This window comes from Niveispirillum fermenti (assembly GCF_052474395.1).
Window position 1 is genome coordinate 1120384 of the sequence record NZ_CP156681.1, and the last position, 15183, is coordinate 1135566.

The following is a 15183-nucleotide window of genomic DNA, read 5'->3' on the forward strand; positions in this document are numbered from 1 at the left end:
GGCGTGCCAATGGGCGTGAAGGCCCCGGATGTCGCCACTGGTCAGGATCGGCATCGCCTTGCTCAACTGGGCGTCGGTCCAGTCCCACCATCTCATTTCCTGGAGCATGTCGATGTCCGCCTCGGCGAAGCGTTTCCGGATCACCTTCGCGGGGTTTCCGCCAACGATCGCGTATGGTTCCACGTCCCGGCTGATCACGGCCCGGGTCCCGATCACCGCACCATTGCCGATCGTGACACCCGGCATGATGACCGCTTCGGTCCCGATCCACACATCATGGCCGACCACTGTGTCGCCCGCGGGTTGGAACCCGTTCGCCGCACCGGCAAAGGCCGGGTCTTCGGGCATCCAGAAGAAGGGAAAGGTGCTGATCCAGTCGTGACGGTGCCCCTGGTTGCCCGCCATGATGAACGCCGCACCCGATCCGATCGAACAAAAGCTGCCGATGATCAGTTTGTCCGCCCCATCGTCGGGCAGCAGATATCGCGCGCAATCGTCGAAGCTGTGGCCATGGTAATAGCCGGAATAATAGCTGTACCGGCCAACAATGATGTTCGGGTGCCTGACCTGCCGGTCAAGGGTGATGCCCCTGAAGGGGCTTTTAAAGAAATTGTGCATGGATATACCACTGAAATGATTGCCATATTGGCAGTCATGTCACATGCGGGCGCGCACATGACCGGTGCTGGCGGGCCGATGGATCGGGCCAGCATGGCGGCTTCCTGCGTGCAGACGCGGAAGCGGGTTCAGGTGGTACTGTCCGCCTCTTTCATGGACCCATCATGGGGACATCGCCACTGAAATGCAAGGGAAGGCCACTGGCCGGTGTTGGGCCAGGACAACCCTGCAAGGACCGGCAGTCCAAAGCCAGACAGGTCCAAAACGCGACTTGTCGGTTATTTCCCGGTGTAGGGGAGCCCTGGGATCATCGCCGGCCGCATCACGCTGTCGCGCGACTTAGCGAGAAAATGGCGGAGGGGATGAGATTCGAACTCACGATACGCTTTTGACGTATACCCGCTTTCCAGGCGAGCGCCTTCAACCACTCGGCCACCCCTCCGCACTGGATGGCGGCGGAACATAATGAGGTCGGATCGATCCCGCAAGCTTTTAATTCACCCTTCCCCGTGCATGGCGGGGCGGCGATGGGCGAGTATCCCGTAAAGTGCTGTATTATCGAGGTTTTCCAGGCTCGCCAATGCCGCATAGGGGTCGCCGGTCAGGCCCAGCAGGTGGCAGAAGGCGGGTTCGGTCTTCATGCCCGCCGCCTTCAGGGCCCGGATTTCCCCGCGCAGGCCGGGCGCCAGTGCCAGCAGGCGGGCTTCCACCAGCATGTGGCGCCAGCCTGCCTGCCGTGCCACTGGCTGGCCCTGTGCGAAGATTTCCAAGGGCAGGCCGTCCAGCAGGAAGCCGGCGACCAGGGCCGGGCCGTCGGCGGCCATGATCAGGCGGCGCGCGTACAGTGCCTGCCCTCCGAAGGCGGCATCCACAAGGGGGGCGAGGCCGGCGGGGTCGGGGGCATGGACCAGGATGTCCAGGTCCGATCCGGGCACGGCAATGTCCAGCGGGAAGGTGCCGGCCAACCCGGTATCGAACCCGTCCAGCCGGTCGAAGGGCCGATGGCGGGCCAGCACGGCATGGGCCCGGCGCTGGTCGGCGCTGCCCGTGGCGAGCGTCGTCCAGTCGCCCAGGTCGGCCGGAGCGGCTGGCGGCGGTTCAGCCATCGGCCTGGCTGGCGGCGTCCGGCTTCAGCCGTTCGCCGAAAATGGCGGTGCCGACGCGCACGAAGGTGGCGCCCGCCCGCACCGCCTGTTCGTAATCCCCGCTCATGCCCATGGAAACCGCGCCCAGCCCATGGCGGGCGGCCAGCCGGGCCAGCAGGTCGAAATGGGGGGCGGGGTCCGCCTCCGCCGGGGGGATGCACATCAGCCCTTCCACCGCCAGCCCATGGATATCACGGCATTCGGCCAGGAAACCGGCCAGGCCGTCGGGGGCGATGCCGGCCTTCTGCGGCTCGCTGCCAGTATTGACCTCCACGAACAGGCGGGGCAGGCGGCCCTGCCTGCGCCCTTCCGCGGCCAGGGCGGCGGCCAGCTTGGGCCGGTCCAGCGTCTGGATCACGTCGAACAGGGCCACGGCCTCCTTCACCTTGTTGGTCTGCAGCGGCCCGATCAGGTGCAGTTCGATGTCGGGATACCGGTCGCGGGCTGCGGGGAACTTGGCCTTGGCCTCCTGCACCCGGTTTTCCCCGAACAGGCGGTGACCGGCGGCCAGGGCGGCTTCCAGTTTTTCCACCGGTTGCACCTTGGAAACGGCGATCAGGCGGGCAGCACCCGGCGGCCGGCCGGCCTCTGCCGCGGCGGCATCGATGCGGGCCTTGATGGCGGCCAGGTTGGCGGCGACATCGCTGACGGATTCGGTCATGGTTGGCGGGACCTGCGCATGGTAAGCGGGCAGGGGAGAAAACAGGGTCTTTCGGCCTTGTTTTCGCCCCATGACGCACGTAAAGCCCTTCCTGTCCGCCCCGTCAATCCTCCGTCATTGCCAAGGATGGCTGCCTTGACCCGTCTCGCCCGCCGCCTGTCGCTTGCCCTGTCGCCATTTCTGGCCGCCCTGCCGGCCGATGCGGCGACGACCGATTTCGACTGGCGCGGGGTTGTCCAGGGGGCGCTGGTGCGGTCCGGGGACGGGCACAATGCCTACGGTGCCTATGCCGTGACGGGCGAAGGGAAGCTGACGACGGACAGCGGGCTGGGCCTGTCGCTGACGGCGACGCTGGGCTCCGGCGATTATCAGAAAAGCCTGGACCGGCCGGGGCGCGACAACCAGTTCACGGTGAACGAACTGTTCGTGACGCTGGATTCCGCCTGGGGCCGGCTGCGCGTGGGGGATGAGGACGGTGCCGCCAAGCGCGCGGTCGATGTGCTGCCGCTGCTGGCGGGCGGCCAGATGGATGGCCTTTGGACCGAGATCGCGGCCATCGCCCCACCGCTGACGCATCTGGGCCGCGACAGCGACGATGCCACGAAGATCCTTTATGAGACGCCGCGTGTCATGGGGCTGCGGGTTGGCGTGTCCTATGCCTGGAAGCGTGACAGCCTGGTGGAGGATATCGCGCGGCATACTCCGGGTCCCGTCGATCGGGGGCTGTGGGAATTCGGCGCGAATTATGAGGGGGACTGGGGTCCCGTCTCCTATGATCTTGCGGCCGGCTATGCCATGGCCGACAGCCGCAACCCGGCGCTGGGCGACACGGAAAGCCTGAAGCTGGCGGGTCAGATATATTATGGCGGCTTCGCGGCCGGGCTGGTCTGGGTGGATGACGGCGACAGCGGCCGCCTGAAGGGTGATGATGCCACCAGCACGACCTTCATGGGCAGTTACGAGAACGGGCCTTATGGGCTGGCGCTCTGGTGGCAGGGCGTGGACCTGGATGTCAGCCGCGACTACGACGCCTATGGCGCCGGGCTGTCCTGGCGGGTGGCCGGCGATACGCGGCTGTCCCTGGATACCGTGCGCTATGATGGCGGCCGTCGCGGCTGGTCCGGCACGCTGGGGGTCGAGGCGCGATTCTAAGCCCCGCGGCGGGGCTGCAACCGGCCCCCGAAGCGCACATTTCGGGGGCGTCCCCCCCGAAACCCTTGCCTTCCATGTGAAATTCACCCATCTCCCGCGCTTGACCGGCCGGTGCCGAGCGGTCAAAAGTCCGGTTCCATCCTGTTTTCACCACCGTCTTTCCAGGGGAAAGCCCATGTCTTCGGCCGAAGTGCCCGTTTCCAGCGCCCAGGTTGCCATTACGCTGCCCGACGGCAGCGTGCGGACCTATGCGCCGGGCACTACCGGGGCCGACGTGGCCGCCTCCATCGCCAAGTCGCTGGCCAAGGCCGCCCTGGCCGTGAAGATCGACGGGGAGGTCCGGGACCTGGCCCTGCCGCTGGCCCGCGATTGCCGCCTGGAGATCGTCACGGACAAGAATGCGGATGACGCGCTGGACCTGATCCGGCACGACGCCGCCCACATCATGGCCGAAGCCGTGCAGGAGCTTTATCCCGGCACGCAGGTGACGATCGGCCCGGCCATCGCCACGGGCTTCTATTACGATTTTGCCCGCGACACGCCGTTCACGCCCGACGATCTGGTGAAGATCGAGAAGCGCATGCACGAGATCGTGGACGAGAACCGCCCCTTCACGCGCGAGGAGTGGGACCGCACGGAAGCCATCGAGCATTTCAAGTCGATCGGCGAGAAGTACAAGGCCCAGATCATCCAGGACCTGCCGGCCAGCGAGACGATCACCATCTATCGCCAGGGCAAGTGGTACGACCTGTGTCGCGGCCCCCACCTGCCCAGCACGGGCCGGGTCGGCCATGCCTTCAAGCTGATGAAGGTGGCTGGCGCCTATTGGCGCGGCGATGCCAAGAACGCCATGCTCCAGCGCATCTACGGCACCGCCTGGCGGACCGAGAAGGAACTGGCCGAGCATCTGCACCAGATCGAGGAAGCGGAGAAGCGCGACCATCGCAAGCTGGGCCGCGAGATGGACCTTTTCCATGTGCAGGAGGAGGCGACGGGTTCCGTCTTCTGGCACCCCAAGGGCTGGGCGCTTTACCGGAGCCTTGAGAATTATATCCGCGCCAAGCTGGTCACCGCCGGCTATGTGGAGGTGCGCACCCCGCAGCTCTATGACAGCAGCCTGTTCAAGGCGTCAGGCCATTGGGACCTGTATGGCGACAACATGTTCAAGGTCCGCGAATCGGTGACCGAGGACGGGGTCGAGAAGTTCCTGGGCGTGAAGCCCATGAACTGCCCGGCCCATGTGCAGATTTTCCGTCAGGGCCTGAAAAGCTACCGCGACCTGCCGCTGCGCATGGCCGAGTTTGGCAATTGCCACCGCAACGAGCCGTCGGGCGCGCTGCACGGCATCCTGCGCGTGCGCAACTTCACCCAGGACGACGCGCATATCTTCTGCACCGAGGATCAGGTGGGCGAGGAGGCGAAGGAATATTTCGCCCTCCAGCTCGGCGTCTACAAGGATCTCGGATTCGAGAAGATCGCCGTGAAGCTGGCCCTGCGCCCCGATGAGCGGCTGGGCGACGACGCCACCTGGGACAAGGCGGAGGAAGGGTTGCGGGTGGCCCTGCGCGCCAACGACCTGGAGTTCGAGGAACTGCCCGGCGAGGGCGCCTTCTATGGCCCCAAGGTGGAGTTCCACCTGACCGACGCCATCGGCCGGTCCTGGCAGTGCGGCACCCTTCAGCTCGACTTCCAGCTTCCCGAGCGTCTGGATGCCAGCTATATCGGCCAGGACGGCGCACGCCACCGGCCTGTCATGCTGCACCGGGCCATCCTGGGCAGCCTGGAACGTTTCATCGGCATGATGATCGAGCATTATGCCGGCAAGTTCCCGCTGTGGCTGGCCCCGACCCAGGTGACCGTGGCGACCATCGTGTCCGACGCGGATGCCTATGCCGGGAAGGTGGCGGCCGCCCTGCGCAAGGCCGGCCTGCGGGTGGAGCTGGACATCCGGAACGAGAAGATCAACCTGAAGGTCCGCGAACATTCGCTCCAGAAGGTGCCGGTCATGCTGGTCGTGGGTGCCCGCGAGGCGGAGCAGGGAACGGTCGCCATGCGTCGTCTGGGCTCCAATGCGCAGGAAATCCTTGCCCTGGACGCCGCCATTGCTAATCTGTCGGCTGAGGCGCGCCCCCCGGCGGATGCGTCATCCACCAATTCCGCATTCTGAGTAACGAACAACAAGTGTAACGGACGCGCCGCCCGCCACCAGGCCCCCCTTTAGACAGGCCACCGGGCGGCCGTCCCAGGCAAACAGGAGAAGTTTCCATAGCCAGGCCCACTTCCCAGGACCGTGAACCGCAGCGCGACGGTCCCCGCATCAACCGCGAAATCAATGTCCGTTCCGTCCGCCTTGTCGATGCCAATGGCGAGATGGTGGGCGTCGTCAGCCTGCGCGATGCCTTGTATGCCGCGGAAGAGGCGGGGCTCGACCTTGTGGAGGTCAGCCCCAACGCCGATCCGCCCGTCTGCAAGATCCTCGACTATGGCAAGTACAAGTACGAGGCGCAGAAGAAGGCCAACGAGGCCCGCAAGAAGCAGAAGATCATCGAGGTCAAGGAAATCAAGCTGCGTCCGAACATCGACGAGCATGATTACGAGATCAAGATGAAGGCCATGCGCCGCTTCCTGGAGGAGGGCGACAAGGTCAAGGTCACCATGCGTTTCCGCGGCCGTGAAATGGCCCACCAGGATATCGGCATGAATGTGCTGATCAAGGTGCGGGAGACGCTGGAAGATCTGGGCAAGGTCGAACAGATGCCCAAGCTGGAAGGCAAGCAGATGATCATGGTGCTGGCACCGCGGTAGGGCGGGCCGCCGGGCATCATGGTCCGGCAGTATCATGGTTCAGCATGGAAAAGGGGGCGTGCCATGGGTACGCCCCCTTTTGCGTTTCGATTTTTGTGTTTCATGCCGGGGCCTGGGAATCTTGCTCCCGGTATCCGCGCCGTCTGGCGCGTAGTATGACAGCGGCCGAAAATCTTGACCGATGGTCAAGGTTTTCAGCACCTCATACCAACTTGCGATGAGTAGAACTCATCGCAAGTTGGTCCGGCGGCGACCGCCACAGCACCGCAAAATAGTATCAGGCGCCGGCGCCCACATGCCAACGGCTCGGGCGTGCCACGTGGCGCGCGGCGGCAGTCGCCACCGATACCAACGGGCAAATATTTCGACCGCTGGTATTATACCAACCTCCCTAAAGGTTGACCTTTAGGGAGGTTGGAGGCTGGCGACTGCCAGCCCGGCGCTCATGCGCCGTGAGCCAAGGCGGCGGATGCCGCCGCCCGGCAATTGAGGGAACACTAAATCTCCCTTGATCGGTCACGATCAAGGGAGATTGGTATTAATCGGCTCTTCTCGACATGACCGGTCACGGATCGGTGTATTCATCCGGGAAGTGACGCTTCCAGACCGGTTTCACCACGGGCATCTTGTCCACCCGCTCCGCCACGGCGACGATGCCGGGCGCCACGGTGCGGATGGCCTCGCGCCCGGGACGCCAGCGCGTCATCATGGAGATATAGAGGTCCAGCACCGTCAGGTCCGGCATGTCCAGCAGCCAGGCATCGCCGTCTGGTTTCAGCGCCCGTTCCATGACCTGCCAGCAGAACAGTGTCCGGTCGATGGTGGCCTGTTTCAGTTCGGCCGCGGCCGTTGCCCCCGTCACCCAGCGGTCGGCGAAATCGCCCACCGTGTACATGGGATAGATGGCGGCCGGCAGATAGACCAGCCAGCGCAGGAAGGAAGGCCGCGCCGGATCATCCGGCCCGGGTCCCAGCACCCCGGGATGCCGTTCCATCAGCCAGAGCAGAATGGCGACCGATTCCGTCATCACCGCCCCGCCGGGCAGCACCAGGGTCGGGATCTGCACCAGCGGATTGACGGCCCGCAGCGCCTCCACCCCGGCGGAAGGGGTCCAGGGCTCAGCCTCCACATAATCGTAACCTTCCCCTGTCAGGGTAAAGGCGGCCTCCACCACGGCCGAACCGCAGCCCGGCGCCCCATAGAGTGTCGGCTTGCCTGTCATCGTCGCCCCTCCGTTGCCCGCTGACCCTTATGGGAGAACATGAACATAGGCAGAACATTCATGCAAGCCTTCCGATGGGCGCCGGGGTAAAGCGCATTGCCCCCCGCGGCCACTGGTGTTAGACACTCGCCCGTTTGCCCGTCACAATCGCCCGCCCATTCTGCCTGTCCGGAGCCATCGCCCATGACCGCCCCCGCCGCCCCGACGATCTCCCGCGAGGAATGGCTCGCCAAGGCTCAGACCCTGTCGGAGGCGCTGCCCTATATGCGGCGCTATGACGGCAAGATCATCGTGGTGAAATATGGCGGCCACGCCATGGGCAACCCGGAACTGGCGCGGCAGTTCGCCAACGACATCGTGCTGCTGAAGCAGGTCGGCGCCTATCCCATCGTGGTGCATGGCGGCGGGCCGCAGATCGGCAAGCTGCTGGACCGGCTGCAGATCAAGTCGGAATTCATCGACGGGCTGCGCGTCACCGACAAGGACACGATGGAGATCGCCGAGATGGTGCTGTCCGGCAGCATCAACAAGGAGATCGTGGCCCTGATCAACGACGCGGGTGGCGATGCCATCGGCCTGTCGGGCAAGGATGACGACCTGATCGAGGCGCGCAAGGCCACCCGTACCAGGCGCGATCCCGACAGCAACATCGAGAAGGTCATCGACCTGGGCTTCGTGGGCGAGCCGTTCCGCATCAATCCGCAGATTCTGCACAAGCTGCGCAATGCCGGCTTCATCCCCGTCATTGCCCCCATCGGCATCGGCGAGGATGGCCAGACCTACAACATCAATGCCGATACGGCCGCCGGCGCCATTGCCGCCGCCATGGACGCCACACGCCTGCTGCTGCTGACCGATGTCGCGGGTTTCCTGAACAAGGAAAAGGAACTGGTTCCCGGACTGTCCGTGTCGGCGGCCCGTGCGGCCATTGCCGATGGCACGGCGTCGGGCGGCATGATCCCCAAGCTGGAAACCTGCATGGATGCCGTCGTCGGCGGGGTGGAAGGCGCTGTAATCCTTGACGGGCGCGTGCCGCATGCCATTCTGCTTGAAATCTTCACCGAGGGGGGTGCCGGTACGCTGATCGGCACCAAGTAAACCTCCCGCACACACCAGGGGGCGGAGCGCCATGGCCGCACGCATGCATCTGGTCCACGGTCCGCAGGGGGCGGGCAAGTCGGCCTATGCCAGGCAACTGGAATGGGAACTGCCGGCTGTGCGCTTTTCCCTTGATGAATGGATGTCCACCCTGTTCGTGCCCGACATGGTGCCGCCGTTGGACATGGGATGGCTGTCGGAGCGCATGGGAAGGTGCGAGGGTTTGATCTGGGACATGGCGGCTGCCGTGCTGCGCAATGGCGGCGATGTCGTCATGGACCTGGGCTTCCAGCGCCGTGAGCAGCGGGACGAGGCGCGGCGGCGGGCCAGGGTGCTGGGTGCCGATGTCCTGTTCCACCTGCCGGACGGCCCCCGCGATGCGCGTTGGTCGCGTGTGCGCCGGCTGGATGATTTTCCCGGCGATGCGATGGGCGGCGACCAGGCGGCAAGGGGCGATGATTACGACCCGCCCTCACCGCAGGAGGCGGGCACCATCCATGGCGTGCTGCTGTAGGGTTGCCGGCCATTCCTGCCACCTGCGGAAGGCTATGTCCCGCGGCGGGAGCGGGCGGATGCGGTATGGTATTCTGACTGCCGTCCCCGATGGGATGGCGTCCGGCAATCGCTTCGGGTGGGGGGATGCATGATCCTGATCGTCGAGGACACGCCCGAGCAGAGGATCATCTTGTCCGCGATCATCGACAGTTCGAACCTGGGCCCGTCCACGGCCCTGGTCACGGCCGAGGAGGCGCTGGCCTATCTGGAGGCCGACCGGCACGATGGGCCGGCTAGCCCGGTACGCGCCATCCTGATGGACGTGCTGCTGCCGGGAATGGATGGTATCAGTGCCGCTGCCCGCATCCATGCCAATCCCCGCCTGTCGGGCATCCCCCTTATCGTCATTTCCGCGCTGGAGGATAGTGGCCGCCTGACCGAGGCGCTGGCCGCCGGGGCCGTCGATTATCTGGTCAAGCCCGTGCAGCCGGTGCAACTGGCCGGCCGGCTGCGGGCGGCGCTGCGCCAGGCGGGCACGCCCGGCACCATGCAGACCGTGGCCGCGCGCGATGTGCTGGATCGCCTGATGGCGCGCACGGTCGGGCGCGGCGTGCTGCTGCATGTCGCCGTGCGCGACTGGGCCGAACTGTGCCGTGAACTGGGCCGGGCCGGGGCGGATGAATTCAGGGGCCGGCTGATCGCCGCCTTCGCGGGGCTGCTGCCGCAGGCGTCGCAATGGCTTTACCAGCCGGCGGAGGGGGGCGATTTCTCCCTGCTGGTGGAAAGTGACGGGGACACGTCGGATTTCCTGGCCCTGGCCCGGTCGCTGGCCGAGGAGATGCCCTGGCCTTCCCTGACCATCGCCGTGACGGGCCTGCCGGCTGATACCCCGACGGCCAACGCCACGTCGCCGGGGGGCGTTGCATGAGCGACGAGAAATCCACGGCAGAAACGATCGCGGCCCTGGTCTCCCGCCTGCCCACGGGGGCGGCCCGCATGCTCTATGGCGAACTGGCCCAGGCCCGCGACAATGGCAAGGTGACGGCTGTCCGCCGCGCCCTGGTGGAACGGATCAACGCTTCCCGCCAACAGCACGGGCGCCGGTTGTTCACCCAGCTTTTCGAGCCCTTCCTGGCGGCGGACATCGAATTGCTGCGGCCGGGCTTTTCCAGCCTGGGCATCCTGCATGCCATCGATGTCGGCGCGCTGTGGGTTCAGGCGGCGGCCGGGCCCCTGGCCCGGCTGGCCGCTGCCATCGAACAGCGCATGCCGGCCTTGGTGGCCGAGCAGCCCATGGACCTGGTGATGGCGCTGCCGGAAATCCAGACGTTCCAGGAACAGGTGCGCCGTGCCGCCATCGAATGGCTGGCCGGGGATGCCGCCCGGCTGACCAAGGCGCTGGCGGCCATGAATGCCTGGCGCGTCGCCGAACTGCGCCGGATGAATACCGGGTTTGAACCGCGCCCCCTGACCAACGAGGATATGATCACCATCCGCGGCGTGCTGATGCACGGCGCCGCCCTGCGCCCGCTGGCCCGCGACCTGTTGGCCGGCAGCAGCGACAGTGCGGCGGTGGTGGAGGTGGCGGGCGCCCTGGCGCTGCATCCGCTGCAATCGGTGCATACGCCCGAGGCGCGGATGGCGCTGTTCATGGTGCCGCTGGCCCTGCTGCACCGGCGGCGGGCCTATCGCGCCGTGGTGCCCTTCCTGCTGGATGGTGCGCCGGCCACGCAGGCCCGCATCCTGGAAGCGCTGGACAGCCATTTCGGCCGCACCTGCGCCCGCTTCGCGGCCGAGGCGGGTCTTCTGGCCGGCAGCGGCCAGCCGATCAAGGGGCCGCTGGCGGCGACGACCGTGCGCCGGCTGACCCTGTCGGCCGAACTGGGCCATATGGACGCCATCCTGGGCATCTATGAGGAGTTCGAGATTCTGGACGACCCGCGCCTGGGCATGCAGGCGCGCGATTACATGGACAATATGGTCAAGGCCATCGAGCGCACGCTCTATCCGGCCCTGATCGACCGGTGCGTTGCCGCCGGCCGCACCATCGAGCGCGCCCTGCCCGATCAGGATGCGCTGGAATGGGCACTGGGCCTGTGCGTGCGCTGGCGGACCGTCATCGGCCGCGTCATGCATTGGGGCACCGGGCACAGCGCCTTCAAGGAACAGGTGCTGGAACTGGCCCGCGCGGCGTTCCAGGCGGCCCTGTCCGATCCGCGCCCGTTCCCCCCCGGCGAGCGGCTGGCCCAGGCGGTGCGCATGCTGCAATTGTCCAAACCGCTGGGCGGGGCGGCCGTGGAATGGATCACGCTGCTGGACAAGGGGTTGGTGCGCACCGTCACCGACCGGCTGCGCCAGGGCGGCACCCTGCGCGACGGTGAGCACGACCTGGTCCGGGCCCTGATGGTGCTGGTCCGCAATGAGTTGCGGCGTACCCGCCACTGGCGTGACCAGTCACTGGTGGAACTGGACGAACTGGCCGAGGGCGTCGGCCTCTGAAGGCAGACCCCGTTTTCCAACTGCATTCAGGTGCCGGCGCCCGTATCCGCCGGCCGTATCCGCGGCGCGGCTGACGTCGCGGGGCCGATGCCATGGCAAAGGGACTACCACCCCGGGTCGTGGTTCGGTGGACCTATGCTTATGGACCCGGAAGGCATCTGGCCCGTTTCCAGTCTGGGCATTAAAACAATGTGGGAGCGCAAACGGGTTTCCATGCCCACTCGCACTCGTCGGATCAGTCTTTCAGCATTCCCTGATATAGATGATCATTGCAGAGCCGAAGGATGGCATGGCGATTATTCAGCCCATCCCTGTAAGTCATATTGCAGTATCCGGGTGTATTCTGCCGGGATGCTCAGTGCGGCCGGTTATGCATCGCGACTGCCATTCAATTCTGGAAATGTCGTCGCAGGACCGCTTCTGCCGGCTTTCCCTGGATGGTGAAATCCGTGTCCTGCGGTCCGCCGGCATCGGGGTCGCTGAACCAGCGCCAGACCAGTACATCATCCATTCCATGCCGCGTCAGCGCCGCCAGCCACAGGTCCAGCACGCGGGCCTGCAGGCCGCCATCCGGATGGGCGTCGCGCTCCTCCGCGCTTTCCCATGGCCGTTCCTGGGCGCCGACGGCGCTGCGCAGGCCCAGTTCACCCACCCACAACGGCCCCTGTCGGGACAAATCCCCGGCCAGCGCCGCGATGGCCGCCTCCAGGTCCGTTCCGTCGCCCAGCGGGGGATAAAGGCTGATGGCGGCGACGTCCAGCCGGTCACGGAAGGACAGCCGGGCCAGTTCGCCGTCCCAATGCGCGACATAGGTGACGATGCCGCCATACCGGTCGCGTACCGCATCGATGATGCCGCCCCAGGCCGGGTCGGCGCTGACGCCGCGCAGCTCGGTGCCGATGGCCAGCGCCTCCGCCCCTTCCGCCGCCGCCAGTTCCGCCAGGTCCAGCAGGATGGCGCGGTAACGCCGCAGCCATTCCGCCTGGTCGGCCGGATCGGTGAAGCCGATGGCGCCCGCCCAGGTCTGCGGCACCCAGACATGCGGCTTCACCATGACGCGCAGGCCCAGGCCGCGGGCCTGCCGGATGCCGGCGCGCAGGTCCGCCGGCCCCACGGCATCGCCGGGGACGATGGCGGGATCGCCGGGTGCGGGCTGCCACAGGAAGGGGATCAGCGCCACGGCATTGGCCCCCAGCGCCCGCAGATTGCGCAGCGAGCGCCCGCAGGCATCCGACCCCAGCGGCGCTTCCGGCGTGGCGACAAGATTGACGCCGCGCCAGGGGCCGGTCCCCGCCGCACCGGCGCATCCGGGCAACAGGCCGATGCCGGCCAGTCCCGCCCCCATGCGCAACAGGCCGCGCCGCGAGGTGCCCTGCCGTTCCACCCGTTCCTCCATCCCGGTGTCGTCGCCCCATTGGGCGCCCACCATCGGGCAATGTCCGCTCCCTTCTGTCAATGGTAAGCCCCATGCGCCCCTCGCTTCTTGCCAGCCTGCTTTGCCTGACCGGTCTGGTCGCCCCGGTCGCCATCGCTGCCGACAGTGCCGCGGACGGTGCCGCCGGGAACGGCGTCACGCGCAGCATCAGCCTGCGTGAACTGGGATATGCCGAGGGCATCACCCTGTCGGGCATCGCGGCCCGGCAGGATCTCTATTTTCCGCTGCCGGCCTGGGTGGCGACGGGGGACCTGCGGCTGGATGCGCGGCTGACGGGCGTGCTGGCCGATGGGCAGCGCGCCGCGGTCCAGGTCCTGCTGGCCGACCAGCCCCGCTGGACCACGGCGCTGAAGCCGGGCAGCCAGGAGGCAAGGCTCAGCCTGGCCTTGCCGCGGGCCGACCTGCGCCAGGGATTCGCCAAGGCGACCCTGGGCTGGGGCGCGCAATGGACGGATAACCGCTGTGTCGACCAGCGGCTGCCCGGCGGCTTCGTCACGCTGGAGCCGGAGAGCGCCGTCACCTACCGCATCGACCCCGCCGCCATCGACAATGTGCGGGCTGCATGGTCCGCATTGGGCCCGCGCGTTTCCATCCTGGTGTCGCGCGACGGGCTGACCCCGGCGCAGTTCCAGGCCGCCGTTGCCCTGGCGGCCAGCCTGCTGCGCGAAGGGCGTCAGGTTTCCATCGCCCCCCTGCCACAGGCGGCAGCGCCCGACGCCGACGCCGGCACGGGAACCATCTGGCTGGCATCGCGGGCGGAGATCGAGGCGACCGGCGAGCGCCTGCGTCAGGCCGCCGGGCCGCGCGGCGGCGGGCTGTACCGCCTGCGCGACGGGGGGAGGGGGCCGATGTCGCCCTGCTGACCACGGGCGGCCTGCCGGCCCTGGTCCTGCTGGACAATATCGACGGGCAGAAGCTGCGCCTGCTGACCGCCGGCTGGTCGGCGCTGGCCGACACGGCTGGTGCCGCGGTGCGGGTGGCGGGCCGGCTGCCGGCGGCCCGCCAGGATGATGATGGCATCGCCTTCGCGGCGCTGGGGCTGGGCGAAGGGGTGCAGGAACTGGTGGACCGCGCCGAATGGCCGCTGCGCCTTGATTATACTCAGGTACCCGCTGGCCGGCGGCCCGCCGCGCTGGAAATCGAACTGGCGCCCGGCAGCACCATCGGCGACCGGCCGCAATTGCTGCATGTCTTCGTGAACAACACCCTGCTGCGCAGTGTCACCCTGCCCGATGGCGGGGCCGTGCGGCGCCTGACCGTGCCGTTGCCCGATGGGCTGCTGGGCCGGTCCAACGCCATCCGCATCCTGTTGCAGCGCCAGCCCGGCGGCGGCGATTGCCGGGAGGCGCCCCTGGCCAGCCCGGCCCAGCTTCTGCCCGGCAGCCGGGTCACCCTGGCGCCGGACGAGGCGGTCCCGTCCGATTTCTTTGCCCTGGGCCCGGCCATGGCGGATGGCGCCACGCTGCTGGTGACACGCGCCCAGTTGAAGGAGCCCGTATCCGCCCTGACCCTGGCCGCCCGCGTGGCGGCGGACCTGATGCCGGCCGGCGCCCCCCTGGCGGTCATGGTGACCGGGGAGGGGGAAGCTAGGCCCGCTTCACCCTTCATCGCCCTGCCCGGTGCCGTCGTGCCCGGCCTGTCCGATCTGCCCGTGCGGCTGGATGGCGGGGCCGTCAGCGTCCAGGACCGTGGCGGTGACACGGTTCTGGACATCACGGGGGCGCGGGGCCTGATCACGGCGCAGCTGGCCCGGGCCGGCACCGTGCCGGGCCTGTCGCTGTCCACGGCCGATGGCAGCATTCCGGCCCTGCCCGAACGGCTGGCCCTGGATCGCGGCAATGTCGCCTTCGCCGACCAGACCGGCCTGCTGATGGCCTTCGACACGGTGCGCGACCGCGCCGTGCGCATCGTCGTGGCCGACGAGGCCGGCTGGGCCGACTGGCTGGACCGGTTCCGTATCGTGCTGGTGCTGGGGGCCTGGATACTGGTGACGCTGGGTGCCGTCGGGGCGCTCCGCCGCTGGTATCGCAGCCGCGCGCCGAAGGTCTGACCG

General features: G+C 67.3%; 13 protein-coding genes, 1 tRNA gene and 1 pseudogene. 9 read left to right on the plus strand and 6 right to left on the minus strand.

Annotation, left to right across the window (positions count from 1 at the left end):
- Window positions 1-6: 6 nt before the first annotated feature.
- The 4 genes and pseudogenes from catB to ABC728_RS16700 form a co-directional block, all read right to left on the minus strand.
- Window positions 7-618 (minus strand): annotated as a pseudogene (gene catB / locus ABC728_RS16685) (type B chloramphenicol O-acetyltransferase); the annotation flags it as partial.
- 351 nt (window positions 619-969) lie between these two features.
- Window positions 970-1060: transfer RNA gene (locus ABC728_RS16690), tRNA-Ser, on the minus strand.
- A 55-nt stretch (window positions 1061-1115) separates the two neighbouring features.
- On the minus strand, window positions 1116-1724 hold the full coding sequence (locus tag ABC728_RS16695) for a DUF4269 domain-containing protein (RefSeq protein ID WP_416619537.1): 609 nt from the start codon (window positions 1722-1724) through the stop codon (window positions 1116-1118).
- Window positions 1717-2424, minus strand: coding sequence for a YggS family pyridoxal phosphate-dependent enzyme (locus ABC728_RS16700; RefSeq protein ID WP_416619538.1), 708 nt, complete (start codon window positions 2422-2424; stop codon window positions 1717-1719). The genes ABC728_RS16695 and ABC728_RS16700 overlap by 8 nt, the downstream gene beginning before the upstream one ends.
- A gap of 135 nt (window positions 2425-2559) precedes the next feature.
- On the opposite strand from ABC728_RS16700, the gene ABC728_RS16705 reads away from it, so the two are divergent.
- The 3 genes from ABC728_RS16705 to infC all read left to right on the plus strand — a co-directional run bounded on the left by ABC728_RS16705 (window position 2560) and on the right by infC (window position 6381).
- Entirely contained in the window at window positions 2560-3576 is a 1017-nt protein-coding gene (locus ABC728_RS16705; protein ID WP_416619540.1) for a porin, read from the plus strand.
- A gap of 175 nt (window positions 3577-3751) precedes the next feature.
- Window positions 3752-5743, plus strand: coding sequence for a threonine--tRNA ligase (gene thrS / locus ABC728_RS16710; RefSeq protein WP_445376614.1), 1992 nt, complete (start codon window positions 3752-3754; stop codon window positions 5741-5743).
- Window positions 5744-5841: 98 nt separating this feature from the next.
- Window positions 5842-6381 (plus strand): translation initiation factor IF-3, encoded by a 540-nt coding sequence (infC, locus tag ABC728_RS16715; protein WP_416619562.1) that lies wholly within the window; start codon window positions 5842-5844, stop codon window positions 6379-6381.
- Between the two features lie 565 nt (window positions 6382-6946).
- On the opposite strand, the gene ABC728_RS16720 is transcribed toward infC, so the two are convergent.
- The gene (locus tag ABC728_RS16720; protein WP_416619542.1) at window positions 6947-7603 is read right to left on the minus strand and encodes a glutathione S-transferase; all 657 of its coding nucleotides are present in this window, start codon (window positions 7601-7603) and stop codon (window positions 6947-6949) included.
- Between the two features lie 183 nt (window positions 7604-7786).
- On the opposite strand from ABC728_RS16720, the gene argB reads away from it, so the two are divergent.
- From argB to ABC728_RS16740, 4 genes are all read left to right on the plus strand, one after another.
- Window positions 7787-8701 (plus strand): acetylglutamate kinase, encoded by a 915-nt coding sequence (gene argB / locus ABC728_RS16725; RefSeq protein WP_416619544.1) that lies wholly within the window; start codon window positions 7787-7789, stop codon window positions 8699-8701.
- A gap of 31 nt (window positions 8702-8732) precedes the next feature.
- Entirely contained in the window at window positions 8733-9215 is a 483-nt protein-coding gene (locus tag ABC728_RS16730; protein ID WP_416619545.1) for an AAA family ATPase, read from the plus strand.
- A gap of 129 nt (window positions 9216-9344) precedes the next feature.
- The gene (locus ABC728_RS16735) at window positions 9345-10124 is read left to right on the plus strand and encodes a response regulator (protein WP_416619546.1); all 780 of its coding nucleotides are present in this window, start codon (window positions 9345-9347) and stop codon (window positions 10122-10124) included.
- Complete coding sequence (locus ABC728_RS16740) at window positions 10121-11695, plus strand: hypothetical protein (RefSeq protein ID WP_416619547.1); 1575 nt, start codon at window positions 10121-10123, stop codon at window positions 11693-11695. The genes ABC728_RS16735 and ABC728_RS16740 overlap by 4 nt, the downstream gene beginning before the upstream one ends.
- Window positions 11696-12083: 388 nt before the next feature.
- Here ABC728_RS16740 and ABC728_RS16745 read toward each other — a convergent pair whose 3' ends face one another.
- Window positions 12084-13124 (minus strand): glycoside hydrolase family 113, encoded by a 1041-nt coding sequence (locus ABC728_RS16745; RefSeq protein WP_416619548.1) that lies wholly within the window; start codon window positions 13122-13124, stop codon window positions 12084-12086.
- A gap of 38 nt (window positions 13125-13162) precedes the next feature.
- Between ABC728_RS16745 and ABC728_RS16750 the strand changes: the two genes are divergently transcribed.
- Entirely contained in the window at window positions 13163-13993 is an 831-nt protein-coding gene (locus tag ABC728_RS16750) for a cellulose biosynthesis cyclic di-GMP-binding regulatory protein BcsB (RefSeq protein WP_445376615.1), read from the plus strand.
- 113 nt (window positions 13994-14106) lie between these two features.
- Window positions 14107-15180, plus strand: a complete 1074-nt coding sequence (locus ABC728_RS16755) for a hypothetical protein (protein ID WP_445376616.1) — start codon at window positions 14107-14109, stop codon at window positions 15178-15180.
- Window positions 15181-15183 lie beyond the last annotated feature (3 nt).

Excerpts from the sequence above, each read along its gene's own strand:
- ABC728_RS16695 (WP_416619537.1), bottom strand. The coding sequence starts at position 1,724 with ATGGCTGAACCGCCGCCAGCCGCTCCGGCCGACCTGGGCGACTGGACG.
- ABC728_RS16750 (WP_445376615.1), top strand. The coding sequence starts at position 13,163 with ATGCGCCCCTCGCTTCTTGCCAGCCTGCTTTGCCTGACCGGTCTGGTC.
- ABC728_RS16700 (WP_416619538.1), bottom strand. The coding sequence starts at position 2,424 with ATGACCGAATCCGTCAGCGATGTCGCCGCCAACCTGGCCGCCATCAAG.
- argB (WP_416619544.1), top strand. The coding sequence starts at position 7,787 with ATGACCGCCCCCGCCGCCCCGACGATCTCCCGCGAGGAATGGCTCGCC.
- ABC728_RS16720 (WP_416619542.1), bottom strand. The coding sequence starts at position 7,603 with ATGACAGGCAAGCCGACACTCTATGGGGCGCCGGGCTGCGGTTCGGCC.
- thrS (WP_445376614.1), top strand. The coding sequence starts at position 3,752 with ATGTCTTCGGCCGAAGTGCCCGTTTCCAGCGCCCAGGTTGCCATTACG.
- ABC728_RS16735 (WP_416619546.1), top strand. The coding sequence starts at position 9,345 with ATGATCCTGATCGTCGAGGACACGCCCGAGCAGAGGATCATCTTGTCC.
- ABC728_RS16745 (WP_416619548.1), bottom strand. The coding sequence starts at position 13,124 with ATGGTGGGCGCCCAATGGGGCGACGACACCGGGATGGAGGAACGGGTG.
- ABC728_RS16730 (WP_416619545.1), top strand. The coding sequence starts at position 8,733 with ATGGCCGCACGCATGCATCTGGTCCACGGTCCGCAGGGGGCGGGCAAG.
- ABC728_RS16740 (WP_416619547.1), top strand. The coding sequence starts at position 10,121 with ATGAGCGACGAGAAATCCACGGCAGAAACGATCGCGGCCCTGGTCTCC.